22 protein-coding genes are annotated in these 24,967 nt (G+C 64.9%); 12 read left to right on the forward strand and 10 right to left on the reverse strand.

Features of this window, described 5'->3' with window-relative positions:
- Positions 1 to 335: 335 nt before the first annotated feature.
- Entirely contained in the window at positions 336 to 935 is a 600-nt protein-coding gene (locus tag IOC82_RS01495) for an urea carboxylase-associated family protein (RefSeq protein WP_290544405.1), read from the reverse strand.
- 477 nt (positions 936 to 1,412) lie between these two features.
- Positions 1,413 to 2,918: a pyruvate kinase gene (locus IOC82_RS01500; protein ID WP_290544406.1), complete on the reverse strand. Its 1,506-nt coding sequence runs from the start codon at positions 2,916 to 2,918 to the stop codon at positions 1,413 to 1,415.
- A gap of 155 nt (positions 2,919 to 3,073) precedes the next feature.
- Between IOC82_RS01500 and ileS the strand changes: the two genes are divergently transcribed.
- The 6 genes from ileS to mutL are packed head-to-tail and all read left to right on the forward strand — an operon-like array spanning position 3,074 to position 11,480.
- Positions 3,074 to 5,968, forward strand: coding sequence for an isoleucine--tRNA ligase (gene ileS, locus IOC82_RS01505; protein WP_290544407.1), 2,895 nt, complete (start codon positions 3,074 to 3,076; stop codon positions 5,966 to 5,968).
- The gene (gene lspA / locus IOC82_RS01510; protein ID WP_290544408.1) at positions 5,968 to 6,468 is read left to right on the forward strand and encodes a signal peptidase II; all 501 of its coding nucleotides are present in this window, start codon (positions 5,968 to 5,970) and stop codon (positions 6,466 to 6,468) included. The genes ileS and lspA overlap by 1 nt, the downstream gene beginning before the upstream one ends.
- Before the next feature lie 42 nt (positions 6,469 to 6,510).
- Entirely contained in the window at positions 6,511 to 6,984 is a 474-nt protein-coding gene (locus tag IOC82_RS01515; RefSeq protein ID WP_290544409.1) for a hypothetical protein, read from the forward strand.
- 52 nt (positions 6,985 to 7,036) lie between these two features.
- A complete protein-coding gene (locus IOC82_RS01520; RefSeq protein ID WP_290544410.1) occupies positions 7,037 to 8,380 on the forward strand; it encodes a pitrilysin family protein in 1,344 nt (447 codons plus the stop codon).
- A 17-nt stretch (positions 8,381 to 8,397) separates the two neighbouring features.
- Entirely contained in the window at positions 8,398 to 9,717 is a 1,320-nt protein-coding gene (locus IOC82_RS01525) for a pitrilysin family protein (protein ID WP_290544411.1), read from the forward strand.
- A gap of 32 nt (positions 9,718 to 9,749) precedes the next feature.
- Complete coding sequence (mutL, locus tag IOC82_RS01530) at positions 9,750 to 11,480, forward strand: DNA mismatch repair endonuclease MutL (RefSeq protein ID WP_290544412.1); 1,731 nt, start codon at positions 9,750 to 9,752, stop codon at positions 11,478 to 11,480.
- A 143-nt stretch (positions 11,481 to 11,623) separates the two neighbouring features.
- Here mutL and IOC82_RS01535 read toward each other — a convergent pair whose 3' ends face one another.
- Genes IOC82_RS01535 through IOC82_RS01545 form a run of 3 tightly spaced genes read right to left on the reverse strand, consistent with a single transcriptional unit; the run spans position 11,624 to position 14,025 of the window.
- Entirely contained in the window at positions 11,624 to 12,724 is a 1,101-nt protein-coding gene (locus IOC82_RS01535) for a mandelate racemase/muconate lactonizing enzyme family protein (RefSeq protein ID WP_290544413.1), read from the reverse strand.
- 1 nt (position 12,725) lies between these two features.
- A complete protein-coding gene (gene rsmD / locus IOC82_RS01540; RefSeq protein WP_290544698.1) occupies positions 12,726 to 13,283 on the reverse strand; it encodes a 16S rRNA (guanine(966)-N(2))-methyltransferase RsmD in 558 nt (185 codons plus the stop codon).
- Positions 13,249 to 14,025: a pseudouridine synthase gene (locus tag IOC82_RS01545; RefSeq protein WP_366935627.1), complete on the reverse strand. Its 777-nt coding sequence runs from the start codon at positions 14,023 to 14,025 to the stop codon at positions 13,249 to 13,251. Before IOC82_RS01545 ends, rsmD begins: the two co-directional genes overlap by 35 nt.
- A 35-nt stretch (positions 14,026 to 14,060) precedes the next feature.
- Here IOC82_RS01545 and IOC82_RS01550 point away from each other — a divergent pair, with 35 nt between their 5' ends.
- Positions 14,061 to 14,519 carry a nucleoside deaminase gene (locus IOC82_RS01550; protein ID WP_290544414.1) on the forward strand — a complete coding sequence of 153 codons (459 nt, stop codon included), beginning with the start codon at positions 14,061 to 14,063 and terminating at the stop codon, positions 14,517 to 14,519.
- Here the strand turns inward: IOC82_RS01550 and IOC82_RS01555 are convergent.
- The 3 genes from IOC82_RS01555 to purD form a co-directional block, all read right to left on the reverse strand.
- Positions 14,500 to 15,339, reverse strand: a complete 840-nt coding sequence (locus IOC82_RS01555; RefSeq protein ID WP_290544415.1) for a patatin-like phospholipase family protein — start codon at positions 15,337 to 15,339, stop codon at positions 14,500 to 14,502. The genes IOC82_RS01550 and IOC82_RS01555 overlap by 20 nt on opposite strands.
- Positions 15,336 to 16,439: a phosphotransferase family protein gene (locus tag IOC82_RS01560; protein WP_290544416.1), complete on the reverse strand. Its 1,104-nt coding sequence runs from the start codon at positions 16,437 to 16,439 to the stop codon at positions 15,336 to 15,338. Before IOC82_RS01560 ends, IOC82_RS01555 begins: the two co-directional genes overlap by 4 nt.
- A gap of 83 nt (positions 16,440 to 16,522) precedes the next feature.
- Positions 16,523 to 17,797 (reverse strand): phosphoribosylamine--glycine ligase, encoded by a 1,275-nt coding sequence (gene purD, locus IOC82_RS01565; RefSeq protein WP_290544417.1) that lies wholly within the window; start codon positions 17,795 to 17,797, stop codon positions 16,523 to 16,525.
- Between the two features lie 71 nt (positions 17,798 to 17,868).
- Between purD and xseA the strand changes: the two genes are divergently transcribed.
- On the forward strand, positions 17,869 to 19,266 hold the full coding sequence (gene xseA / locus IOC82_RS01570) for an exodeoxyribonuclease VII large subunit (protein WP_290544418.1): 1,398 nt from the start codon (positions 17,869 to 17,871) through the stop codon (positions 19,264 to 19,266).
- 4 nt (positions 19,267 to 19,270) lie between these two features.
- Here xseA and IOC82_RS01575 read toward each other — a convergent pair whose 3' ends face one another.
- A complete protein-coding gene (locus IOC82_RS01575; RefSeq protein ID WP_290544419.1) occupies positions 19,271 to 20,512 on the reverse strand; it encodes an aminopeptidase in 1,242 nt (413 codons plus the stop codon).
- 85 nt (positions 20,513 to 20,597) lie between these two features.
- Here IOC82_RS01575 and IOC82_RS01580 point away from each other — a divergent pair, with 85 nt between their 5' ends.
- The gene (locus tag IOC82_RS01580; protein ID WP_290544420.1) at positions 20,598 to 20,858 is read left to right on the forward strand and encodes a DUF2093 domain-containing protein; all 261 of its coding nucleotides are present in this window, start codon (positions 20,598 to 20,600) and stop codon (positions 20,856 to 20,858) included.
- On the opposite strand, the gene IOC82_RS01585 is transcribed toward IOC82_RS01580, so the two are convergent.
- Positions 20,797 to 20,988: a hypothetical protein gene (locus IOC82_RS01585; protein ID WP_290544714.1), complete on the reverse strand. Its 192-nt coding sequence runs from the start codon at positions 20,986 to 20,988 to the stop codon at positions 20,797 to 20,799. The two genes, IOC82_RS01580 and IOC82_RS01585, sit on opposite strands and share 62 nt — an antisense overlap.
- A 176-nt stretch (positions 20,989 to 21,164) precedes the next feature.
- Here IOC82_RS01585 and IOC82_RS01590 point away from each other — a divergent pair, with 176 nt between their 5' ends.
- From IOC82_RS01590 to cysS, 3 genes are all read left to right on the forward strand, one after another.
- Positions 21,165 to 22,562 carry a class II 3-deoxy-7-phosphoheptulonate synthase gene (locus IOC82_RS01590; RefSeq protein WP_290544421.1) on the forward strand — a complete coding sequence of 466 codons (1,398 nt, stop codon included), beginning with the start codon at positions 21,165 to 21,167 and terminating at the stop codon, positions 22,560 to 22,562.
- A 3-nt stretch (positions 22,563 to 22,565) separates the two neighbouring features.
- A complete protein-coding gene (locus IOC82_RS01595; RefSeq protein WP_290544422.1) occupies positions 22,566 to 23,252 on the forward strand; it encodes a glutathione binding-like protein in 687 nt (228 codons plus the stop codon).
- Between the two features lie 285 nt (positions 23,253 to 23,537).
- Entirely contained in the window at positions 23,538 to 24,935 is a 1,398-nt protein-coding gene (gene cysS / locus IOC82_RS01600; protein ID WP_290544423.1) for a cysteine--tRNA ligase, read from the forward strand.
- The last annotated feature ends 32 nt before the right edge of the window (positions 24,936 to 24,967 follow it).

Raw genomic sequence — 24,967 nt, forward strand, 5'->3', positions numbered from 1 at the left:
GCGGCTGTCAAGATCATGGGTCGCATGGCTCAGATGAAACCCGCGCCGCGGCCCTCCAAGTCGAAAGATGAGTAGCTGGCCAAAGTCAGGTTTCAGTCCCTACTTGTTAAGTATATAATTCTCCCGAGGAGGAGGAGAGGAATAACAAAGAGGGCCGCTTCAGGCGATATGCAATCGAGCATCGTGGAGGCAAGTGGAATCGCTTGCGAAGCGAAAGATGCTCCAGAGTCGAAAGCCGGCGCAACTTTACGTCCTCAAGCGCGGATACACCTGAGGACCCGTTGCGCCCGCCCTGCTGCGGGGACGGCGGAAGGACACGGGTGTGACGGTTCCGCCTACTGGTCCAGCACCTCGAAATGCGCCTCGACCGTCACGCCGTTGTTGATCGGCAGCATGTCCTGCGGGCAGGCGGAGAATACGACGATGGCGTCCATCTCGGCGCGGAACACCACATAGTCGCACGGCTTGCACAGGCAGTTGCCCCATTCGAGATCGCCATTCTCCTTCCACGGAATATTCATGAACAGGTTGAGCGAGTCGGGCGTATAGGGAATGTACAGGCCGAGCTCCGCCAGGCCCGCATGCATGTTGTCGCGGCAATTGTCGTGGTAGTGCGTGCAGCCGAGGAGCCCGTAGCGCTCGTTGTCGCACGGCGCGATCAGCGTGTCGTGGCGGCCGGGGCTTGCGTCCTTCGTCATGGTCAGGATCGGGCGGCGGCGGTTGGTGATCATCTTGTCGCCCTCGACGGGGAAAAGCCTGGTCCAGAAGGCCCGGCAGTGCTCCATGCCGAGGTATTCGCGCAGGTCTCCGGCGTTGAAGGCCCAGAAATCGACGACCTGGTTGCCATGGGTGTTGATCACCTTCACCGACTGGCCTTTGTTCACGCGAACGGCCTTGCCGCGGCGGGCGGGAATGAGTTGAAGCGTGCTGCTCACGGGGTCTTCCTCCTGATATGGGATGCCATCCATAATCAAGATCGGCCTCATCGGCCAGTGCGGGATGGGCGCGCCGCGCGTTCTCCAGTGCCGCGAAGAACTGGAATTCCATTTCCTGCAGGCTGGCGGCCAGTTCCGTTTTCCCGCTCTCCACCTTGACGAAAGGGGTGGTGGCGGGGGGCCTGCGTTGCTGGAGCCTGTCCGGCCTTGAGGCCTCTCAGTACGGCGCCGGTGACGGCAGCGACGGTCTGGTTTGCCCGCGCGTCGCAGAGTTGCACGGGCGCAGGTGTGTTTTGCGCCGGGGCGGCCGAAACGGGCGCCAGCAGCTGCAGCACCGCCGCCAGTGAAATCTGCCGCAGCTGCCGCCATGAACATCCAACAACTTTTTATAGCAGGATGGTTGTGGCGAAATGAGCCGGTTGGCGTTGCCCGGACGGCCTTTATGCCGCGGCTCCTGGCGGCGCCCCTCTGGCCGTCTCAGCCCAGGGTCTGGGGCTCCCGCCATGAATTGAGGGCGGAGAGTTGCGGTGTCTTCTTGATCTGGTGGCGGTCCATGCGCCGCAAGACGCCGTCAAGAAACGTTACGGCCTCGGCAAGGAATGGCCCCTTGTTCAGCATCACGCATTCGGCGCGCTGGCCCATGGCGGCATCGGTGGCCTCGGCGCGGGTGGCTGCACCGTCCTTCACCATGCTGTCCAGCACCTGCGTTGCCCACACCACAGGCACATGCGCGGCTTCGCACAGCCACAGGATTTCCTCCTGGATTTCCGGCAGGCGTTCGAGCCCGATCTCGACGGCGAGGTCGCCGCGCGCGATCATCACCGCGACCGGCGTTTCGGCCGCGGCCTGCACGATGAGGCGCGGCAGGTTCTTCACCGCCAGCGGCGTCTCGATCTTCAGCATCAGCGCGGGCAGCGCGCGCCCACCGCGCCGCGCCTCGAGCTCCGCCAGCAGTTGCGTCACGTCGGAGGGGCGCTGCACGAAGGAATAGCCCACGATGTCGGCATGCGAGGCCACGAAATCGAGGTTGGCGATGTCCTCCCCGGTCAGCGCTGCCACCGGCAATTCGACGCCGGGCAGGTTCACGCCCTTCTCGGGCTTCAGCCTTTCGCCCTTGTCGCGGGCGCTGAACACTTCAAGGGTGGCGCGCCGGCCCTCGACGCCCGCCACGCGGGCGCCGATCTTGCCGTCGTTGATCCACACCGTGTGGCCGGGCGCCATCACGTCGAGCAGCACCGGCGGGCACAGCGTCGCCTCCGCCACACCCCTCTTCGTTTGCAGCCGGTCGCACAGCACAAAACGGTCGCCGCGGAACAGCCGTCCGGCGGCAGCGGCCTCGTTCACCTCGCCAATGCGAATCTTCGGGCCGCCAAGGTCCATTAGTATGCGCACGTCCCGGTTCAGCGTGGCGGCGGCCTCGCGCACATGGGCAATCATCGCCGACCACGCTTCGGCACTGTCATGCGCACAGTTGATGCGCGCCACGTCCGCGCCCGCGGCAATCACCCGGAAAGCGATACTGCGGTCCTCGGCGGCTTCCGCCGGCAGGGTCACCATAATGCGCGTGCGCGGGCCATCGGGGTCCCGCCCAAGGATGTCGCTCTGCCGCTTTTCCAGCAGGGCCGCGCCCTCGCTGAAACGCCGCGGGTTCGGCCGGTCCACCGGCCAGCTGGCCGCAATCGCCGAAAGTGTCGCCAGCACCGCCTGCAGGCTGGCCAGCACATGCGCCTCCGAGCGCCCGAGGGAGGACAGCCCAAGCTGGCTCAGCCGCTCCTGCAGCGGGCGGATGTTAAAGCGGCGGAACGCGAGATAATGCGCCAGATTCTCAGCCGAGGGCAGGAATTCCGTGCGCTTGATGGCGGGTTGCCAGCCCTCCATCATCGCCCGTCCCTCGCTCAGCACGCGGGAGTGGATGTCCGCCAGCTCCGACAGAACGGCGCGGGCCTCCTCTTCGGGCGTGGTAGCGGGCGGATGTTGCTGCATTCCCTACGATAGGTGGGTTTGGATGACTGTTTTGCAACAAGGGCGGCTGGCAGCCCCCAGCAAAGCCTCAAATCCTGGAAAGGCCCAAGTCCTTTATCCCCGCCCAAAACCTGCTAGAAGCCCGCTCAAACCCTTGATTTGCACCGAGACGCCTCATGTCCGACGACAAGCCGCAGAAGACCGACCGCTACCGGGACACCGTGTTCCTGCCCAGGACCTCCTTCGCCATGAAGGCCGGCCTGCCGCAGAAGGAGCCGGAGCTCTTGAAGCGGTGGGAGGCGATGGACCTTTACGGCACGTTGCGCCGGCAGTCGGCCGGGCGGCCCAAATACGTGCTGCATGACGGGCCCCCTTACGCCAACGGCCACCTGCACATCGGCCACGCCCTCAACAAGATCCTGAAGGACATCGTGACCCGCTCGCGCCAGATGCAGGGTTATGACTCGAACTATGTCCCCGGCTGGGACTGCCACGGGCTTCCCATCGAGTGGAAGATCGAGGAACAGTACCGCGAGAAGGGCAAGAACAAGGACGAGGTGCCGATCAACGACTTCCGCAAGGAATGCCGCGCCTTCGCCGAGCACTGGATCAATGTCCAGCGCGAGGAGTTCAAGCGGCTGGGCGTCACGGGCGACTGGGACAATCCTTATCTCACCATGAACTTCCGCGCCGAAGCGCTGATCGCCAAAGAGCTTTTGAAGTTCGCCGCGTCGGGCCAGCTCTACCGCGGCTCCAAGCCCGTCATGTGGTCGGTGGTCGAGAAGACGGCCCTGGCGGAAGCGGAGGTCGAGTATCAGGATTATCAGTCTGACACGATCTGGGTGAAGTTTCCGGTGCGCCAGGGCCCGCAGAACCTGCTCGGCATCTCGGTGGTCATTTGGACCACCACGCCCTGGACCATCCCCGGCAACCGCGCGGTCAGCTTCTCGTCGAGGATCGGCTACGGCCTCTATGAAGTGACCGCGGCACCCGAGGGCAACTGGGCCAAGGCGGGCGACAAGCTCATCCTCGCCGACCGCCTCGCCGAGGAGGTGATGAAGGCGGCGAAGGTCGAGAGCTTTACGCGCCATGGCGATGTCGATCCGACGGGCCTCATCCTCGGCCATCCGCTGGCCCATCTCGGCTATTCCTTCGGCGTGCCGATGCTCGATGGCGGCCACGTGACGGACGACACCGGCACAGGTTTCGTGCACACTGCACCGGGCCATGGTGCGGACGACTACAATATCTGGGCCGCCAGCGAAGCCTATCTGAAGGACAAGGGCATCTCCGCCACCATCCCCTTCACGGTGGATGCCGATGGCTTCTACACCAAGGATGCGCCGGGCTTCACGGGCAAGCGCGTCATCACCGGCACGGGCGAGAAGGGCGACGCGAACGACGCGGTCATCCGTGCACTGACGGAAGCGGGCGCGCTCATCTCGCGCGGCCGCCTCAGGCACCAGTATCCGCATAGCTGGCGCTCCAGGAAGCCGGTCATCTTCCGCAACACGCCGCAGTGGTTCATCTCCATGTCGAGCCACGGGCTTCGCGACGTGGCGCTGAAGGCGATCGACGAGACGAAGTTCTATCCGCCAGGCGGCCAGAACCGGCTGCGCGCCATGATCGAGCAGCGGCCGGACTGGGTCATCTCGCGCCAGCGCGCCTGGGGCGTTCCCATCGCCGTCTTCGTCAACCGCGGGACGGGCGAGATCCTCAACGATCCGAAGGTCAACCAGCGCATCGTCGATGCCTTCTCGCAAGAGGGGGCTGATGCCTGGTTCGCGGAGGGCGCTGCCCAGCGCTTCCTCGGGCCGGATTATTCCATCCTCGAATGGGAGCAGGTGCGGGACATTCTGGATGTCTGGTTCGATTCCGGCTCCACCCACGCCTTTGTGCTGGAGCAGCGGCCGGACCTCAAGTGGCCGGCCGACATCTATCTCGAAGGCTCGGACCAGCACCGCGGCTGGTTCCATTCCTCGTTGCTCGAAGCCTGCGGCACGCGTGGCCGCGCCCCCTATGACGCTGTGCTGACCCACGGCTTCGTCGTCGCCGAGGACGGCCGCAAGATGTCGAAGTCGCTGGGCAACATCGTGGCCCCTCAGGACGTCATCAGGCAGTCGGGTGCGGACATCCTGCGCCTGTGGGTGGCCTCCGCCGACTACGCCGAAGACCTGCGCCTCGGGCCGGAAATTCTCAAGACCAACATCGAGGCCTACCGCAAGCTGCGCAACACCATGCGCTATATCCTCGGCGCGGTGGACGGGCTTCAGGACTGGGAGTTCGTGCCCGCCAAGGACATGCCGGAGCTCGAGCGCTACATCCTCCACCGCCTGCATGAGCTTGAAGGCCAGGTGCGCCAGGCCTATGCGCTGTTCGACTACAAGCGCCTCTTCGCGCTTCTGACCAATTTCATGACGGCCGATCTCTCGGCCTTCTATTTCGACATCCGCAAGGACTCGCTCTATTGCGACGCCTGGTCGAGCCTCAGGCGCCGCTCCTGCCGCACGGTGATGGACCAGCTGTTCCATTGCCTCACCACCTGGTGGGCGCCGGTGCTGGCCTTCACCATGGACGAGGTCTGGCTCTCGCGCTTCCCCGCCGAAGGCTCCTCCGTGCACCTGATGCAGTTCGCCCGCTGCCCGGATGAATGGGCCGCACTGGAGCTTGCCGCCAAGTGGGACAAGATCCGCGAGGTCCGATCAGTGGTTACCGGCGCGCTCGAAATCGAGCGCCAGATCAAGAAGACCATCGGCTCGGCGCTCGAAGCCGCCCCCGAGGTCTATGTCTCGAACCCCGGCCTGCTGGCGGCGCTGGACGGCGTCGACCTTGCCGAGATCTCCATCACCTCGGCGGCGAAGCTGATCTCGGGCGAAGGGCCGGAAGACGGGTTTCGGCTCGATACCGTCAAGGGCGTGGCCGTGGTCTTCAGGCCGGCGGAGGGCCGGCGCTGCGCCCGGTCCTGGAAGATCTCGCCCGGCGTCGGTAGCGACCCGCAATTCCCCGACATCACGCCGCGGGACGCCGATGCGGTGCGCGAGTGGCAGGCCCGTTTCGAAAAGACCGTCTGATGAAGTGGCGGTTCTGGGGTCCGCTCGCGCCGCTGACGCTGGGTCTGGCCGTTGCCGTCTTCGGCATCGACCAGTTGCACAAGTTCTGGATGCTGGATGTCTACGGCATCATCGAAAAAGCACCCGTCCGCATCACCAATTTCTTCGATCTGGTGATGGTGTGGAACACCGGCGTGTCCTACGGTTTGTTCTCCACCCACCTGCAAGAGTGGCTGGTGGCGCTCACCCTCTTGATCGTTATCCTGCTCTGGATCTGGGCCTGCGGGGCACAGCGCGCCATGACCGCGGCAGCACTCGGCCTGGTCATCGGCGGCGCCCTGGGCAATGCCTTCGACCGTTTGACGCGGGGCGCGGTGGCCGACTTTTTTCACTTTCATTATCAAAGTTTTAGTTGGTATGTGTTCAATGTGGCGGACATTGCGATCGTTGCCGGCGTGGCGCTGCTGATGTATGAATCGGTTGTAATCGGCGAGCGCGGCAACCGCCGCGGAAAAGCCTGATTTCGACGGCAACTAAAGGACCGGTTTGACAAGGGTATCTGGATGAATCGTGCCGGTGCAACCGTGCTGCTTTGCATGATGGGGCTCAGCCTTGCGGGCTGCGGCAGCTCGATGCGCAGCTACCTCGAAAAGGACACCCCGGCCGAAGCCCTCAACGCCCGGCAGGACCTCACCATGCCGCCGGACCTGCGCCTGCCGCAGCCCGGCACCACCACCGCGCCGCCCGATCCTGGCGCCGCCAGCGCGCCCGCCACGCAGACGGCCTCGCTCGCCACGCCGCCCGCCACGCCCGCCTATGCCGCCCCCAAAGCCGCTGCCCCCGCGGTTGCCGCCGGCGATCCCAAGGACGCGATTTACACCGCCGCCGGCATCTCGGTTTACAACCCCGACGGCACGCGCAAAACCGACCAGCAGCTGCGCGAGGAACTTCAGAACTACTACATTGCCCAGAAGAAGGCCAAGAACCCGAACTACGGTACTTTCATGAATATCGGCAACATTTTCAAGGACGAATAGCCGTCCCTGGGCCGGGCGCATGGCGCGGCCTTCATCACCCCCGAGGAGTTCCATGACACTGTTCAAGCGACTGGTCCCTGTCGTGTTCGCCGTGCTGGCCGCTGCCGGCCCCGCGCGCGCGCTCGACATCGACGTCACCTCCTTCAAGCTCGCCAATGGCATGCAGGTGGTGGTGATCCCCGATCGCCGCGCCCCCGTCGTCACCCACATGGTGTGGTACAAGACCGGTGCAGCCGACGAGGCGCAGGGCAAGGCCGGTGTGGCCCACCTTCTCGAGCACCTGATGTTCAAGGGCACGCCCAAGCATCCGGACGGCGCATTCAGCCGCATCGTGCGCGCCAATGGCGGCGACGAGAACGCCTTCACCACGCAGGATTACACCGCCTATTTCCAGAAAGTGATGAAGGACCGGCTGCCGCTGGTCATGGAGCTCGAGGCCGACCGCATGCAGAATCTCGAATTAACCGACGAGACCGTGCTGCCGGAACGCGCCGTCGTGCTGGAGGAGCGCCGCCAGCGCATCGACAACGAACCTGCTGGCCTGCTCAATGAGCAGATGGACGCCGCGATGTTCGCCGCGCACCCCTATGGCAAGCCTGTGATCGGCTGGATGAACCAGGTCTCGAAGCTCACCCGCCAGGATGCGATGGACTTCTATGCCGCGCATTACGAGCCGGAGAACGCCATCCTCATCGTCGCCGGCGACGTGACGCCGGAGGAAGTGAAAACCCTGGCGGAGCGCCATTACGGCCCCCTCAAGAACAAGCGGCCGGCGCCCGAACGGGTGCGCGCCGAGGAGCCGCCGCCCAATGCCGAGCGCCGTGTCACCATGACGGACCCGCGCGTCAGCTCGCCCAGCTGGCAGCGCCGGTATCTGACGCCCGCCGCGCGCCAGATGCCGCAGCGCGAGGAACTCGCCATGTCGCTCCTGGCGGATATCGTCGGCGGCAGCAACCAGAGCCGCTTCTACCAGACGCTCAGCCTCGAGAAGAAGCTTGCCGCCTATTCCGGCGCCTGGTTCGATGCCGACCAGCTCGACTACGGCAGTTTCGGCCTCTATGCCGCGCCCAATCCGGGCGTCACCATCGAGGCCGTCGAAAAGGAGGTCGACGCCATCCTTGCCGGCGTGGTTGCCACGGGCGTCACCCAGGAAGAGCTGGACCGCAGCCGCAACAACATGATCGCCAGTTCCGTCTATCTGCTCGACTCGCAGGACAAGCTGGCGCGCACGTTCGGCGTGGCGCTGGCCACCGGCCAGACCATCGATGACGTGCTGAACTGGGAGAAGGACCTGGCGGCGGTCACCGTCGATGACGTCAACAAGGCCGCCCATGCGGTTCTTGACCGGCGCGCCTCGGTCACCGGCGTGCTGCTGCCGGAAGCCAAGAGCCAGTGAGAAAGAAGATGATAAGGATGCCCAACGCCCTTCGCGGCCTGCTGCTGTTCGCCGGCTTGCTCTTCGCCTCGGCGGTCAACGCCAATGCCTTCACCATCCAGGAGGTGACGAGCCCCGGCGGCATCAAGGCCTGGCTTGTCGAGGAACATGCCATTCCGCTGATGGCGATGAACTATTCGTTCAAGGGCGGCACCGAGCTGGAGCCCGCGGGCAAAGAGGGCGTGTTCAATTTCCTCACCGGCATGCTGGACGAGGGCGCGGGCGACATGCTCTCGGCCGGTTTCCAGAAGAAGCGCGACGAACTCGCCTTCCGCATGTCCTTCGATGCCGGCAGCGACTTCTTCGAGGGCAGCTTCCAGACCATCACGAAGAACCGCGACGCCTCTGCCGATCTTCTCAGGCTCGCCATCACCTCGCCGCGCTTCGACGCGGAGCCTTTGGAGCGCGTGCGCCAGCAGTTCCTGTTGGACGTCAAGGAGAAGGAAAAGGACCCCCAGTCCATGGCCTGGCAGGCCTGGATGGATGACATTCTCCCCGGCGATCCCTATTCGCGCCCCGATGAAGGTACGGAGGCCACGGTCTCGTCCATCACCGCGGATGACCTGAAGGCGGCGCACCGCCGCATCTTCAACCGCGACACGCTGCAGGTCGCCGTGGTGGGCGACATCACGGCGAAGGAGCTGGGCCCCTTGCTCGACAAGGTGTTCGGCGGCCTGCCCGAAACCGCGCCCGGGCAGCCGGAGCTGCCGGAGGCGAAGCCCGCCATGGGACCGAAACTGAGGGTCATCGACCGCGACATGCCGCAGAGCGTCATCGTTTTCGGCACCGAGGGCATAGAGCGCGATGACAAGGACTTCATTCCGGCCTTCGTGATGTCCGAAATCCTCGGTTCGGGCGGCCTGACCTCGCGGCTGTCGGAAGAGATCCGGGAAAAGCGCGGCCTGACCTATGGCGTCAGCTATGGCCTCAGCCCCATGGGCCGCGCCGGTCTCTACACCGGCTCGCTGCAGACCAAGAATGAGTCCGCCGGCGAGGCGCTGGACGCGGCCCGCGAGGTGATCAGGAAATATGCCGAAGAAGGCCCGGGCCAGAAGGATCTCGATGACGCCAAGACCTTCCTCACCGGCTCCTATGCACTGCGCTTTTCGTCCAATTCCGCCATCGCCAACCAGCTGCTCGGCATCCAGCAGCAGAATCTGGGCATCGATTACGTGCAGAAGCGCAATGCGCTGGTCGAGGCCGTGACGCTGGACCAGGTGAAGGCCCAGGCCAGGCGCCTGCTGCACCCGGACCGGCTGATCGTCACCGTGGTCGGCAAGCCGCAAGGCGTGAAGTAGCCGCCTCGCGGCTCCCTTGCTAAACTGACGGCATGCGAATCCGCAGGCTGTCAGAAGGAACGGTGAACCGCATCGCGGCGGGCGAGGTGATCGAGCGCCCGGCGAGCGTGGTGAAGGAGCTCGTCGAGAACGCCATCGACGCTGGCGCCACCCAGATCGACGTCGCCTTCCGCGGCGGCGGCAAGAGCCTGATCCGCGTTTCGGATGACGGAATAGGCATGGGGCCGGAGGATCTGGCGCTTGCCGCCGAACGCCATGCCACGTCGAAGCTTGCCGATGACGACCTCGTCGGCATCCGCTTCCTTGGCTTCCGCGGCGAGGCGCTGGCGTCCATCGGCGCGGTGAGCCGCCTCGCCATTTCGTCACGGCCACGTGGCGGCGGCGATGCGCATGTCATCGCCGTCGAGGGCGGCCATCTCACGCCGCCGCGGCCCGCGGCGCTGAACCTCGGCACCGAGATCGACGTCAGGGACCTGTTCTTCGCCACCCCCGCCCGCCTCAAGTTCCTCAAGGCCGACCGCACCGAGATGGTGGAGGCGGCCGAGGTTGTGCGCCGCATGGCGCTGGCACATCCGGAAATCGGCTTCGCCTTCGTCACTGAAGAGCGCCGCCTCGTCGATGTGCCGAAGGGGGAGGGCGAGGAAGCGCGCATTCGCCATATCCTCGGGGCGGAGTTCATGGAGAATGCCGTGTCCTTCGAGCTCGAACGCGAGGGCGTGCGCTTGCGCGGTCATGCCGGGCTTCCCACCGCGGCGCGCGCCAACTCCGCCCAGCAATACATGTTCGTTAACGGACGCAGCGTGCGCGACAAGCTGATCTCCGGCGCCATTCGCGGCGCTTATGCCGATGTGCTGCCCCCGGGCCGCTTTCCCGCGCTGGTGCTCTTCCTCGATTGCCCGCCGGACCGCGTGGACGTGAACGTGCATCCCACCAAGGCCGAGGTGCGTTTCCGCGACGGCGGCCTCGTCCGCGGTCTCATCGTCAGCGCCATCCGCGATGCGCTGGCGGGCAAGCGCCAGCCTGACACGGGACTGGCGCGCCAGACCGCCTCGTCCTTCCGCCCCACCATGCCGCGCCCCTTCAATCACCGCGGCTTCGACGAGGAGGAAAAACAGGCGGCCCTCGCCATGAACATGCCGCCGGCGTCCGCGCCCCTCCCCGAGCCGCAGGTGGCGCAGCCCGATTATCCGCTCGGGCAAGCCCGCGCCCAGATCCACGATAATTACATCGTCGCGCAGACGAAGGACGGCTTCGTGCTCGTCGACCAGCACGCCGCCCATGAGCGACTGGTCTACGAGCGTCTGAAGCGCGAGCGGGCGGAGCGCGGCATCGAAACCCAGCCTTTGCTGGCGCCCGAGGTCGTCGATCTCGACCCTGTGGATGTGGAGCGCCTCGCCGCGGCAGCGGAGATGCTGGCGAAAACGGGCCTTACACTCGAGGCCTTCGGCGACGGCGCGGTCCTGGTGCGTGAGGTGCCCGCCGCCCTCGGCAAGGCGGATGTTGCCGGGATCGTCCGCGACGTGGCCGATGAACTGGCCGAGCTTGGTGTGACGACCAGCGTCGAGGAGCGCATCAACCACGTGCTGGCCACCATGGCCTGCCACAACTCGGTCCGCTCCGGCCGCAGGCTCCGCCCCGAAGAAATGAACGCGCTTCTCCGTGAGATGGAGGCAACGCCCAACTCCGGCCAATGCAACCACGGGCGGCCAACCTTCATCGAGTTGAAACTGGCGGAAATCGAGAAGCTTTTCGGACGACGCTAGCGCAACGGGCCCTCAAGTGCATCCGCGCCTGAGGGCGGAAAGTCGCGCCGGCTTCTGACTCCGGAGGCTCTTTCTCTTCGCCAGCGGTTCCACTTGCCCGCACGATGTTCTAGATCGGCCCGGCGCGCCTCGCCGGAATCTGGCTATACCGCGCTCACCCGATACTGCGCCGTCTCCAGCCAGGCCGGGTTGATCTCAACACCCCAGCCCGGCGCATCGGTCACCGTCGCCTTGCCGTCCTCGATCCGGTAGGGCTCGCCAAGGAACAGGTCATACTGCCAAGGGTAGTAGTCCTCCCCCTCAATCGAGAATTCGAGATATCTTCCCGCATTCGGAATGGCCCGCAGCAAATGCATGGTGCACATCGTCACCAGCGACAGGTTCGCCGCATGCGGCGTCACCGGCAGGCCCGCCTTCTCCGCCATCCGGCACACATGCAGCGTCCGCAGCATGCCGCCCATGTACATGACGTCCGGCTGCACGACGTCCACCGCGCGCATGCCGATCATGGTTTCCCAGGACGTGAACTCGCAGTCCTGTTCGCCGCCGGTGACGTCGATGGAGAGTGCATCCGTCACCTGCTTCGTCCAGGCGAATTCCCAGTAGGGGCAGGGCTCCTCGAAATGCCCGATGCCCTCGGCCTCCAGGAGCCGCCCCACCTCGATCGCCCGCTTTGGCGTATAGCAGCTGTTGGCGTCGACGAGCTTGGCCACGCCATCGCCCAGCGCGCGCGACACGGTGGGCACGATCTCCTCGGTGCGGCCCGGCCATTCGTCCCTGTCGCGCCCGCATTCGGAGCCGACGCGCCACTTGAAGGCATCGAAGCCCTTCTCGTCGCGCAAGCGGCACAGCCTTGCGGCCTCATCCTTCGGCGTGATGTCGCGCTTCATCGAGGAGGCATAGGCGCGGAGCTTGCCCGGCGTGCCGCCGAGCAGCACGGCGACGGGCTTTCCCTCCAGCTTGCCGCGCAGGTCGAGGAGCGCGGTGTCGAGGCCCGTCATGGCGCGGCGGAGGTAGGAGCCCGGATATTTGTGCTCGCGCTCGCTGATAATGGCCAGCGTATCGGCAAAATCCAGCGCTTCGGCGCCCAGCGCATGGCGCGCCACCTGGCGGTGGAAGATTTCGCAGGTGATGTCGGCATTATAGGTCGAGACCTGGCCCCATCCCTGGTGGCCGGTGTCGGCTGTTGCCCGGACGAAACCGACGAACTCGTTGCAGAAGGTCTCAAGCTTCGTGATCTTCACGTCAGTCTCCCCGGTAAAATCTTATCTTCGTATCGCCATAGTCCCGCTCGTCGATCAGCGCGAGGCCTGCAATGTCCTTGACCTCGGCCTTCTGCTGCTCTTCCAGCACGACGATGCCGCCGGGGTTGAGCCAGTCACCGGCAATCAGCGAGGCCAGTGCCTTCTCCCCCAGTCCCTTGCCATATGGCGGGTCGGCGAAGACGAGGTCGAAGCGCGGCTGCGGAGAACAGGACCCGAGTGCCGTCGCATCGCGCCGCCAGATCTTCACGAGCCCGATCACCCCCAGCGCATCGGCATTCTTGCGGATGAGCCCGCGCGCTTCCGCGCTGTCCTCCACGAACTGGCAGAAGCGCGCGCCTCGCGAAACGGCCTCGAGCCCCATGGCGCCCGTCCCGGCAAACAGGTCCAGCACACGCGCGCCATCGAGCGGCAACCCGCCGATGCCATGCGCCAGAATGTTGAACACCGATTCCCGCACCCGGTCCGTGGTGGGCCGTGTCGCCGAACCGGAGGGCGGGGCGATGCTATGGCCTTTGAACTTTCCACCGACGATGCGCATCATCTTCCTTCTTGAAGAATTTCTCCCCGACCGAGGACTTCATGGCGCGCGCCGGCACCTCCTCGATGCCGCCACGCGGCAGCTCGCCCAGCTGGAAGGGCCCGAAGGCGGTGCGGATCAGCCGGTTCACCTGCAGGCCCAGGTGCTCGCAGATGCGCTTCACTTCGCGGTTCTTGCCTTCCTTGATGGCGATGGTCAGCCAGGTATTGCCGCCTTGCACGCGCTCGATTTTCGCCTCGATGGGGCCGTAGCGCACGCCCCCGGCCTCCACGCCCTTTTCGAGCTTTGCGAGCGAAGCCTCATCGACATGCCCGAAGGCCCGCACGCGGTACTTGCGGGTCCATCCCGTGGCGGGCAGTTCGAGAAAGCGCGCCAGCCCGCCGTCATTGGTCAGCAGCAGCAGCCCCTCGGTATTGATGTCCAGCCGCCCGATGGAGACGACGCGCGGCAACTGCTGGCGCAGCTTGTCGAACACTGTGGGCCGGCCTTCTGGATCATGGTTCGACACCACCAGTCCGCCCGGCTTGTGATAGCGCCACAGCTTGGTGGCCTCCTTCTGCGGCAGCGGCTGGCCGTCGATCAAGATCACGTCGTTGTCCGTCACGTTGGTGGCGGCCGAGGTCAGAACCTTGCCGTTCATCTTGACCCGGCCCTCGCCGATCAGCCGTTCGGCATCGCGCCTGGAGCAGATGCCGGCCCGGGCGATCACCTTGGCGATGCGTTCCCCCTCGAATTCGCTCATCTTGACCCGTCACCCATATGGCCTCAATTGGCACGATGCGACTGAATCTGCCAGCCCCCCTCGCGATCGCCTTCGAAGAAGCGGAAGCCGCCGCCCTTCGCGGCGAGGTTCCAGTGGGCGCCGTGGTGGCCGGCAAGGCCGGCAACGTCATCGCAAGAGCAGGAAACCGCACGCTGGAACGGAAGGACCCCACGGCCCACGCCGAGCTGCTGGCGATCCGCGCGGCGGCCGGAATCCTGGGCTCGGAGCGCCTTGTCGATTGCGACCTCTTCGTCACGCTTGAACCCTGCGCCATGTGTGCAGCGGCGATTTCCTTCGCCCGCATCCGCCGCCTCTATTTCGCGGCGGGCGACGAAAAGATGGGGGCGGTGGAGCACGGCCCCCGCTTCTATGGGCAGCCCACCTGCCACCACGCGCCGGACGTCTACGGCGGGCTGGGCGAGGAGCGGGCAAAGGCGATGCTGAAGGACTTCTTCAAGGCGAAGCGGCCGTGAGTCTCTTCTCGAGTTCCCGCTTCAGCTGCTCTTTTGCCGGCTGCGCCTGCTCCAGCACCTCCCGGATGCGGAAGTAATCGCCGGCGGAAAACGAGTCGATCGCCGGCCGCACATAGATGTCCGGAGGACTGATCTGCCGCCGCAGGCTGGCCACCTGGTTGAACAGGATGAGGATGGACCCCACCGCCAGATCCATGTTGGTGCGGTTCTTGCGATTGGCTTCGCGCGGCCGCCCGGTGACGTCGACGGCGACCACGATGTCCACGCCATCGCGTACATGGTCGAATGGCACCGGATTGGTGACACCGCCATCGACATAGCTGTGCCCGTCATAGTGCGGGCCGAGGATGACGCCCGGGATGGCAATCGAGGCGCCCAACGCTTTCACGAGGGACCCGCGTTCGATAACGCGCTCCTCCATCGCATCGAAGTCGGTGGCGATCACCTTGAAGGGAATTGCCAGATCCTCGATCATCTCCGGCAAGGTTTCCGGCAGCACCAGCGAGGCGAGCCTCTCGCCATGCACATGCAACGAGGCGAAGCCGCGCAGTGCGAGGAGCTCGAAGGGATTGACCCGCTTCTGCCCGAAGGCGAATTTCAGAGCTCCGATGCGGTCCGACAGCAGCAGCTCGGCGCGCTCGCGGATTTCCTTGGCCGTCAGCCCGCCGGCATAACCAGCCCCCAGCAGCGCGCCGATGGAGCAGCCGGCGATCACCTTCGGCTTGATGCCCAGTTCGTCGAACACTTCGAGCACCGGAATGTGGGCGAGCCCGCGCGCGCTGCCGCCGCCCAGTGCAAGGCCAATCGATGGTTCGCTCATGCGCCTGCCTTTCGTGCGAAGGACCATGCCGTCTCGGCGAGCGGCCGCACCTGCCGCGCCATGGCTGCTGCATCCCCATTGGCCGCCGTGCCATCCCGGACGCGGCCCAGAATGCCCTGCAGGATCGCCGCGAGACGGAAGAAGTTATAAGCCATGTAGATCGGCAGATCCGGAATGCCGCTTCGCCCGGTGCGGCGGCAATAATCCGCGATGTAGGCGTCGATAGCCGGAACGCCAGGCTCCCGCTCGTGCCCCAGCAGCGAGCCGACGCCAGCGCCCGTTTCCGACACCGGCATGAACCATTGCATCAGGTGATAGGTGAAATCCGCCAGCGGATCGCCCAGCGTCGAGAGTTCCCAGTCCAGCACCGCGATCACACGGGGTTCCGCCGGATGGACGATGCAGTTATCCAGCCGGAAATCGCCATGCACGATGGCGGCACCGGAGTCAGCGGGGCATGCGTCCGGAAGCCATGCAATGAGGCTGTTCATCTCCGCGATCGTTTCGGTTTCGGAGGCACGATACTGTTCGCTCCAGCGCTTGATCTGGCGGGCCACATAACCCTGCGGCTTGCCGAAGCCGCCAAGTCCGAGCGCCAAGGGATCGAGCAGGTGCAGCTGCGCGATGGCGGCGTTGAGCGAGTCGAACAGTGCCGCGCGTTCCGTGCCCGAAAGACCCGGCGCATGCGGCTCCCAGAACACCCGGCCCCCGGCATGCGCCATCACATAGAAAGCGGCGCCGATGATGCCGTCATCGGCGCATAGGTGTAGCGGCCGCGCCACCGGGAACCCGGCGCGCGCCAGCGCCTCCGTCACCCGATACTCGCGCTCGATGGCATGGGCCGAAGGCAGCAGCTTGCCGAAGGGCTTGCGCCGCAGCACGTAGGATCCACCGTGCGTCGTCAGCTTGTAGGTAGGGTTCGACTGGCCGCCCTTGAAGCGCGCCAGCGTCAGCGGCCCGGCAAAGCCGTCAAGGTTCCGCGAAAGATAGGCCTCCAGCGCAGCGGCATCAATGTCGGAGGCGGTGGTGCCGGAGAAGGCCTGCTGCCGGTCAATGCGCATGGCGGCCCAGGAATGGCGGCAGCGCGTCCACTCCGGCATGCCGGCGCCGGTATTCGCGCGTGCCGGGGAAGAGTGTGCTCATAGGTGGGCAGATTACACCGCTTGACCAGCTCACGCAAAGTTCAGCGCGTCTCCCCGCGCGCCAGCGCCCGCCAGGCAATGTCGCGGCGGCAGAAGCCGTCGGGCCAGTCGATGCGGTCGACCGCGGCATAGGCCCGGTCGCGCGCCTCGCGAACGGTTGCACCGCGCGCCGTCACGTTCAGCACGCGCCCGCCATTGGCGACGATTGCGCCGTCCCTCTCCGCCGTGCCCGCGTGGAAGATCTCCACGCCCTCCATGGCGGCGGCGCCTTCGAGGCCGCGGATCTCGGTGCCCTTCACCGCGCCGCCCGGATAGCCCTGCGCACACATGACGACGGTCAGCGCCACGTCGTCGAACCACCGCGCCGAGACCTTGTCGAGGGTGCCGTCGCAGCAGGCGAGCAGCAGGGTGACGAGATCATCCTTCAGCCGCATCATCAACACCTGGGCTTCCGGGTCGCCGAAGCGGCAGTTGTATTCGATGAGCTTGGGGCCGTCCCCGGTGAGGATGAGCCCGGCATAGAGCACGCCGGCATAGGGGTGCCCCATCTCTTGCAGCGCGCGGATCGTGGGCTTGACGATTTTCTCCAGCGCCTCGTCGCACAGCGCGGGCGTCATGCAGGGGGCAGGGGAATAGGCGCCCATGCCGCCGGTGTTGGGGCCCGTGTCGCCGTCGCCCACGCGCTTGTGGTCCTGCGCGGTGGCGAGCGGCAGGGCGTGTTTCCCGTCGGTCAGCACGAAGAAGCTCGCCTCCTCGCCTTCGAGGAATTCCTCGATCACGCATCCGGCCCCGCAGAACTTGCCTGAGAAAATGTCTTCGACGGCTGCGCGCGCTTCCGCCATGTCCAGCGCCACGGTAACGCCCTTGCCCGCCGCGAGCCCATCCGCCTTGATGACGATGGGGGCGCCATGCGTTTCGAGATATGCAAGCGCTGCCGCCTTGTCCTGGAACCGGCCATAGGCTGCGGTGGGAATGCCGTATTTGGCGCAGATGTCTTTGGTGAAGCCCTTGGAGCCTTCGAGCTGGGCAGGAAACTTCTTCGGCCCGAAGCACTTGATCCCCGCAGCGGCGAGGTCATCCGCCAGCCCCGCCACAAGCGGCGCCTCGGGACCCACCACCACGAGGCCGATGTTCTCCGCCCGGCAGAAGGCGGTCACCGCGGCATGGTCGGCGACCTCCAGCTCGACGTTGCGGGCGATCTGGCCAATGCCGGGGTTTCCGGGCGCCACGAACAGCCTGTCGCAAAGCGGGCTCGCCGCAATCGCCCAGGCCAGTGCGTGTTCCCGGCCGCCCGATCCGATGAGAAGAATGTTCATGGCTGCACCCGTTCTTGATTTCGCCCGCCTTTTTGCATTTGATGCGTGTGAATCAAAGCGCGGAATTTGCCATGTCCACCATCTGGGATCATGATCCGGAAACCGGCGAGATCATCGAGACCGGCGGCTCCAATTCCGGGGAATACTCGGTCTCGGAGATCGCCAACGCTCTGAAGCGCACGCTGGAGGACACCTTCGGACATGTGCGCGTGCGGGGCGAGATCTCGGGCTATCGCGGCCCCCACTCCTCCGGACACTGCTATTTCTCGATCAAGGACGAGGGCGCGAAGCTCGACGCGGTAATCTGGCGCGGCAGCTTCGGGCGCCTGCGCTCCAAGATGCAGGAGGGGCTGGAGGTCGTCGTCACCGGCAAGATCACCTCCTATCCGCTCAAGTCCGCCTACCAGATCATTATTGAGTCGATCGAGCCCGCCGGTGCCGGCGCGCTGATGGCGCTGCTGGAGGAGCGGAAGAAGAAGCTCACGGCGGAAGGCCTGTTCGATGCGGCGCGGAAGCGCCCCATCCCTTATTTGCCCACGGTGATCGGCATCGTCACCTCGCCCACGGGAGCCGTGATCCGCGACATTCTGCACCGTCTCAATGAGCGTTTCCCGCGCCATGTCATGGTCTGGCCGGTGCGCGTGCAGGGCGAGACCTGCGCGGCAGAGGTCGCCGCCGCCATCGCCGGTTTCAACGGCATGGCGCGGAAGCCCGACGTCATCATCGTGGCGCGCGGCGGCGGATCGCTCGAGGACCTGTGGGGCTTCAATGAGGAGATCGTGGTGCGCGCCGCCGCGGCGAGCGCCATCCCGGTCATCTCCGCGGTGGGCCATGAGACGGATACGACGCTCATCGATTATGCTGCTGACCTGCGTGCGCCCACCCCCACGGCCGCCGCCGAGAAGGCCGTTCCGGTGCGCGCTGACCTCGTGGCTGAGGTGGCCCGTCTCGATGCCCGCATGAAGGGCGGCCTCAGCCGCGGCATGGATGAGCGCTTAACGCGCGTCCGCTCCGCCGCCCGTGCCCTGCCGCGCCCGGATGAAATCCTCGCTCTCGTGCGCCAGCGTTTCGATTCTGCCTCGGGCCGCCTCGTACTGGCGCTGAAGGCCAATACGCGCGAGCAGGCCGCCCGCCTCAACCGCGTTGCGCCGCGCCTCACGCCCGCCCCCATGCGCGCCATGATCGCCAATGAGCGCCGCTCGCTCGATCTTTCGGGCCGCCGTGCCGCGCAGGCCCTGTCGCGCCTCGTCGCCTTCCAGCGCCAGCGCTTCGATGGCGTGGCGAAGCTCGCGGACTCGCTCTCCTACAGATCCGTACTTCGGCGCGGCTTCGCGTTGGTGCGGGACGAGACGGGCAGGCCGGTGCGCGCCGCGGCCGGCGTCAGTCAGTGGGAAGCTCTTCGCCTTGAGTTCGCCGATGGCGAGGTGAAGGTGCGCGAAGACAGCCCCAGGCAGGGCCGACTTCTTTAGCGCATCAGACCGCCCACTCGCCCTTGCGCATCAGCGGTTCGGCGGAGCCATCCGCCATGATGCCGTCGACGTCCAACTCGCCCGAGCCGATCATCCAGTCCACATGCACGAGGCTCGCATTGGCGCCCAGCGCCGCAAGCTCATCCTTGGAGCGTTTGGAGCCTTCGCGGATGTTCTCGGTGTAGGACTGGCCCACCGCGATGTGGCTCGCCGCATTCTCGTCGAACAGCGTGTTGTTGAAGATGAGGCCGCTCTTCGAGATCGGCGACGAATGCGGCACGAGTGCTACTTCGCCCAGACGCGCCGCCCCTTCATCCGTGTCGATGAGATTGCGAAAGGCATCCTGCCCCTTCTCCGCCGTCATCTCCACGATCTTTCCGCGCTCGAAGCGCACGCGGATGCCGTCGATCAGCGAACCCTGATAGGACAGTGGCTTCGAGGAACACACCACGCCGTCCACCATGTCCTTGTGGGGTGCGGTGAACACCTCCTCGGTCGGGATGTTGGCATTGCAGAACACGCCGTTCAGCGCCTTGCCGCCGCCGCCCTTCCAGTTGTGCTCCCCGGCGAGACCCAGCATGAGATCGGTCCCGGGCCCCTTGTATTTCAACGCGCGGTAGCGCCGGTTGTTGAGGAACGCGGTGCGCCGGCGCAGGTCATTGTTGTGCTTTTCCCATGCCGCGATCGGGTCCGGCAGGTCGGCCTTGGTGCAGGCGAAAATCGCCCGCCACAGCCGGTCCATGGCTTCGGCCTCGGGAATTCCGGGAAACACCGACTGGGCCCACGCAGGCGTTGCCGCCGCGATGACGCACCAGTTGATGGCGAAGCCGGTGATCAGCTCGAGAGCCGGGCGATAGGCCTTTGACCGCGCCTTGTTGGCGCGTGACAGCTTGTCCGGGTCTTGCCCCGCCAGCAGGGCCGGGTTTTCGCCGGCGATGGCCAGCCGCGCGGCGCCGCCGCGGAAGGCCTCTGCCATGCCGTTGAACAGCCAGCCGGGCGCCACGTCGAAGGCTTCCTTTGGGGCATGCCGATAGCGGGCAAGAGTCGTCTCTTCATCGGCGTAGACCGTGGTCACGAGGCTCGCCCCAGCCTCATAGGCGTGCTCGGTGATGCGGCGCACCAATGCCACCGCATCGAGTGGCGCCGTGATCACCAGCTGCTGCCCTCTCTGAAGGTTGAGGCCGGTCCGAACGGCGAGTTTGGCGTAGATGTCGAGAAGCTGTTCGTGGGTGGATGTTTCGCTCATGGCAGTGAATCTAACCGCATCCGATCAGCATTGTCCAAAGTTTCGGCGTCTTCAAATGGGCACAAAACCAGCTAGACTGTCAGCCATGAATTTTCTCGACACGAAGCAACCTCGCCGGGAGGCCGTGATCCGTTACCTCGATGCCGATTTCCAGATCCTGCGGGAGGGGGATTTCGTGCGCTGCGCCGTAACGGGCGATCCTATTCCGCTTGCCAGCCTTCGCTACTGGAACGTCGGCCTGCAGCAGCCCTTTTGCTCGGCAGAGGCCGCCTTTTCGGAACTCCTCAAAACCGTTTCGCAAAGGTTGTCAGATAGTTCTGCACGTCCTGCTGGTAGAGGACGATAATGTTGGCGCCCAGTGCGGCAAGCTGGACCAACAGGGCGGCGGCTGCCGGCATAGGCCGGGCGCCGGAGGCCTTACGGATGGCAAAAATGGCGAGAAATATCGCGTTCAGTACCAGCAGACGGACGAACATGGGCGGAGAGCCGGCGGCAAGGACGTTATATGCTTGGTCTCATCTCGCATGATAAAGATATTCCAGCATCGCCTGTTCGGACCATCCACGCGGGCTGGAATCCTACCGCCAAGCCGTGTATAGGCCAAGCCGATTTTAGAGTTGGAAAGGGTCAATCCCCTTTTGGAGTAAACGAGATGTCGATAAACTGGACGCCTGCGACCTGGCGCAATTTCCCGGCCGTGCAGGTGCCGGATTACGAGGACCAGGCCAAGCTCCAGTCGGTTGAGGAGCAGCTGGCCGGTTACCCACCACTGGTCTTCGCGGGGGAGGCCCGGAAGCTAAAGCGCAAGCTCGCCCGCGTGGCGGAGGGCAAGGGCTTCCTGCTGCAGGGGGGCGATTGCGCGGAAAGCTTCGCCGAGCATTCGGCCGATAACATCCGCGACTTTTTCCGCGTCTTCCTGCAAATGTCGGTTGTGCTCACCTTCGCCGGCGGCCAGCCGGTGGTGAAGGTCGGCCGTATTGCCGGCCAGTTCGCCAAGCCGCGCTCTTCGCCCACCGAAACGATCGGCGGAGTGGAATTGCCGATCTACCGGGGTGACATCGTCAATGGCGCCGAGGCGACGATCGAGGCGCGCCGGCCGGACCCAGAGCGCCAGATCATGGCTTACCGCCAGTCGGCGGCCACCCTCAACCTGCTCCGCGCCTTTGCCCAGGGCGGCTATGCGAACCTCGAGCACGTCCACAAATGGACCCTCGATTTCCTGAAGGATTCGCCCGCCTACGAGCGCTACCAGGAACTCTCTGACCGTATCACCGAGGCGGTGGGCTTCATGCGCGCCTGCGGCATCAACGCCGATACCGCGCCGCAACTGCGCACCACCGATTTCTTCACCAGCCATGAGGCGCTCTTGCTGGGTTATGAGCAGGCCTTGACCCGTGTCGATTCGACAAGCGGGGATTGGTACGCCACATCGGGTCACATGCTGTGGATCGGCGACCGCACCCGCCAGCCTGACCATGCCCACGTCGAGTTCATGCGCGGGGTGAAGAATCCGATCGGCCTCAAATGCGGCCCGTCGCTTAAGGCGGACGAACTGATGCGCCTGATCGACGCGCTGAACCCGGAAAATGAGCCAGGACGCCTGACGTTGATCGCCCGGTTTGGCGCGGACAAGGTCGAAAAACATCTGCCCGACCTGATCCGCGCAGTGAAGCGCGAGGGCAAAGTCGTGGTCTGGTCCTGCGATCCGATGCACGGCAACACGGTGAAGTCGACAAGCGGCTACAAGACACGTCCCTTCGAGGCGGTTCTGGGCGAGGTTCGCCGGTTCATGGGCGTGCACCAAGCCGAAGGCACCCATGCCGGCGGCATCCATGTCGAGATGACCGGCAAGGACGTGACCGAATGCACCGGGGGCCTGCGCGCGCTGCGCGACGAGGACCTGAACGACCGCTACCACACCTTCTGCGACCCCCGCCTCAACGCCGCCCAGGCGCTGGAGCTGTCGTTCTTGGTGGCGGAAGAAATCAAGAAGGAAATGGCCTCCCGCCCCAAGCCGGACGATGAGGATATGGTTGAGGCGGCGGAGTAGGCGATGATCGAGCTCTATCACTGGCCAACCCCCAACGGTCACAAGATCACGATCTTCCTTGAGGAGGCGGGGCTTGCCTACAATCTCCACCCCGTCGATATCGGCAAGGGTGACCAGTTCAAGCCGGAGTTCCTGGCGATTTCGCCGAACAACCGTATTCCGGCCATCATCGACACCGCCCCCGCCGATGGCGGCAAGCCCGTTTCGGTTTTCGAGTCTGGCGCCATTCTCCTCTATCTTGCGGAAAAGACCGGGCTCTTCATCCCGAAGGACTTGCGCGGCCGGGTCGAAGTCCTGCAGTGGCTGTTCTGGCAGATGGGCGGTCTTGGCCCCATGTCCGGCCAGGCCGGGCATTTTGCCATCTATGCGCCGGAGAAGATCCAGTACGGCATCGAGCGCTATACCAAGGAAGTGAACCGCCTTTATGGCGTCATGAACAAGCGACTCGCCGGCCGGCCTTATCTCGCCGGCGAGTATTCCATCGCCGACATGGCTTCCTACCCCTGGGTTGTTCCTCATGAGCGCTACAGCCAGAACCTCGACGATTTCCCCAATCTCAAGCGCTGGTTCGAGGCGATCAAGGCGCGCCCCGCCGTGGCCAAGGTCTATGCCGCGGTGAACCCGTCCTACCAGAAGCCGATGACGGATGAGGAGAAGAAAGTCCTCTTCGGCCAGATGGCCCGCGCATGATTTGGAAGGCTGTTTTCGGCCATGTGTTCGCTCCTGGCTGGAACATACGCTGACCACGGCTTTGCCTGCACCAATCGGCTGGAGACTATGGCACGTCTGTGCTTGCCCACGCTCTTGACCTTGCCGGGCACCTGACGCATGCTGCAGCGCAGAATGATGTTATTCCCCGCCACCGCCACCCTCTGCGGCCTTATCATTTGCTGCTAGTCGATATCAGCTGGCAGGGCGCCGCTTGACCTCATCCAAGATAAAGCGATCCCGGGCCGGCAAGCCTTGAGGACCGACATGCCTTTGCGCCTCTACAACACCCTGACCCGCACCAAGGAGGAGTTCCGCCCGTTGGACTCGAACAACGTGCGCATGTATGTCTGCGGGCCGACGGTGTGGGACTACGCCCATATCGGCAATGCCCGGCCGGTCATCGTCTTCGACCTGCTGTTCCGCCTGCTTCGCCAGCTCTATGGAGAGACCCGCGTCACCTATGTCCGCAACATCACGGATGTGGACGACAAGATCAACGCCAAGGCCCGGGAGGAGGGCGTCTCCATCAGAGATTTGACGGAACGCACGGTGCAGCAGTTCCATGCGGATATCGCCGCCCTTGGCGTCCTGCCCCCAACGGTCGAGCCCCGCGCCACCGAGCATATCGCCGAGATGATCGCCATCATCGAGCGCCTCATCGCCGCGGGCCACGCTTATGCGGCGGACGGCCATGTGCTGTTCGATGTGCCCTCCATGAAGGACTATGGCCAGCTTTCCCGCCGCTCGCTGGACGAGATGATGGCGGGTGCCCGCGTCGATGTCGCGCCCTACAAGCGCGGCGACATGGACTTCGTGTTGTGGAAGCCCTCGGACGCGGAGACGCCCGGCTGGGACAGCCCCTGGGGCCGCGGCCGCCCCGGCTGGCACATCGAATGCTCGGCCATGAGCTGGAAGCATTTGGGCGAAATCTTCGACATCCACGGCGGGGGCATCGACCTCGTCTTCCCCCATCATGAGAACGAGATAGCGCAGACGCGCTGCGCCTTTGGCCACGATGTGATGGCCAACGTCTGGATGCACAACGGCTTCCTGCAGGTGGAAGGCCAGAAGATGTCGAAGAGCCTGGGGAATTTCGTGACCATCAACGAGCTACTCAAGGATTGGCCGGGCGATGTGCTGCGCTTCAATATGCTGCGCACGCACTATCGCCAGCCCATCGACTGGACGTTTCAGTCTCTTCAGGAGACTCGCCGTATTCTTCTTAGCTTCCAGAAGCATTTCGTCCCAGACCTTGACCCAACATATGGCGATGAAGAGCCGGTGGAAGTCTTGGCTGCATTGTCCGATGATCTGAACACGCCTGCCGCGATTGCCGCTTTACACGAAATGGTCTCTGCAATCACAAAACTTGAGCGTGCATGGGACCCTGAGCAGCATCGCATTCGCAGCCGTTTCTCGAATGCTCTGAGATTTCTTGGGTTCGAGCGGCTGGATAAGTTTCATCATCGCGGCATGGGAAATCTTGATGAGGCGGACAAGACAAAAATCGAGGAAATCGAAGCCCTCATCACCGCGCGGCTCGATGCCCGAAAGGCCAAGAACTGGGCCGAGAGCGACCGCATCCGTGATGAGCTCGCCTCCATGGGCATCGCCATCAAGGACAATAAGGACGGCACCACGGGCTGGGAGGTGAAGCGGTGACCCCCGCAGGCTCCCCCAATGTTCCGTCATCC

Origin of the sequence: Aestuariivirga sp., assembly GCF_020252395.1 — a bacterium.
In the GTDB taxonomy this organism is placed as follows: domain Bacteria; phylum Pseudomonadota; class Alphaproteobacteria; order Rhizobiales; family Aestuariivirgaceae; genus Aestuariivirga.

What these genes read in the sequence shown, in the direction of transcription:
- IOC82_RS01560 (WP_290544416.1), bottom strand. Translation starts at nt 16,439, where the DNA reads ATGCCGGAGTGGACGCGCTGCCGCCATTCCTGGGCCGCCATGCGCATT.
- xseA (WP_290544418.1), top strand. Translation starts at nt 17,869, where the DNA reads ATGTCCACCATCTGGGATCATGATCCGGAAACCGGCGAGATCATCGAG.
- IOC82_RS01585 (WP_290544714.1), bottom strand. Translation starts at nt 20,988, where the DNA reads ATGTTCGTCCGTCTGCTGGTACTGAACGCGATATTTCTCGCCATTTTT.
- IOC82_RS01580 (WP_290544420.1), top strand. Translation starts at nt 20,598, where the DNA reads ATGAATTTTCTCGACACGAAGCAACCTCGCCGGGAGGCCGTGATCCGT.
- IOC82_RS01520 (WP_290544410.1), top strand. Translation starts at nt 7,037, where the DNA reads ATGACACTGTTCAAGCGACTGGTCCCTGTCGTGTTCGCCGTGCTGGCC.
- IOC82_RS01590 (WP_290544421.1), top strand. Translation starts at nt 21,165, where the DNA reads ATGTCGATAAACTGGACGCCTGCGACCTGGCGCAATTTCCCGGCCGTG.
- IOC82_RS01550 (WP_290544414.1), top strand. Translation starts at nt 14,061, where the DNA reads ATGCGACTGAATCTGCCAGCCCCCCTCGCGATCGCCTTCGAAGAAGCG.
- ileS (WP_290544407.1), top strand. Translation starts at nt 3,074, where the DNA reads ATGTCCGACGACAAGCCGCAGAAGACCGACCGCTACCGGGACACCGTG.
- cysS (WP_290544423.1), top strand. Translation starts at nt 23,538, where the DNA reads ATGCCTTTGCGCCTCTACAACACCCTGACCCGCACCAAGGAGGAGTTC.
- rsmD (WP_290544698.1), bottom strand. Translation starts at nt 13,283, where the DNA reads ATGCGCATCGTCGGTGGAAAGTTCAAAGGCCATAGCATCGCCCCGCCC.
- IOC82_RS01545 (WP_366935627.1), bottom strand. Translation starts at nt 14,025, where the DNA reads ATGAGCGAATTCGAGGGGGAACGCATCGCCAAGGTGATCGCCCGGGCC.
- IOC82_RS01595 (WP_290544422.1), top strand. Translation starts at nt 22,566, where the DNA reads ATGATCGAGCTCTATCACTGGCCAACCCCCAACGGTCACAAGATCACG.
- purD (WP_290544417.1), bottom strand. Translation starts at nt 17,797, where the DNA reads ATGAACATTCTTCTCATCGGATCGGGCGGCCGGGAACACGCACTGGCC.
- IOC82_RS01555 (WP_290544415.1), bottom strand. Translation starts at nt 15,339, where the DNA reads ATGAGCGAACCATCGATTGGCCTTGCACTGGGCGGCGGCAGCGCGCGC.
- IOC82_RS01575 (WP_290544419.1), bottom strand. Translation starts at nt 20,512, where the DNA reads ATGAGCGAAACATCCACCCACGAACAGCTTCTCGACATCTACGCCAAA.
- mutL (WP_290544412.1), top strand. Translation starts at nt 9,750, where the DNA reads ATGCGAATCCGCAGGCTGTCAGAAGGAACGGTGAACCGCATCGCGGCG.
- IOC82_RS01500 (WP_290544406.1), bottom strand. Translation starts at nt 2,918, where the DNA reads ATGCAGCAACATCCGCCCGCTACCACGCCCGAAGAGGAGGCCCGCGCC.
- IOC82_RS01515 (WP_290544409.1), top strand. Translation starts at nt 6,511, where the DNA reads ATGAATCGTGCCGGTGCAACCGTGCTGCTTTGCATGATGGGGCTCAGC.
- IOC82_RS01525 (WP_290544411.1), top strand. Translation starts at nt 8,398, where the DNA reads ATGCCCAACGCCCTTCGCGGCCTGCTGCTGTTCGCCGGCTTGCTCTTC.
- lspA (WP_290544408.1), top strand. Translation starts at nt 5,968, where the DNA reads ATGAAGTGGCGGTTCTGGGGTCCGCTCGCGCCGCTGACGCTGGGTCTG.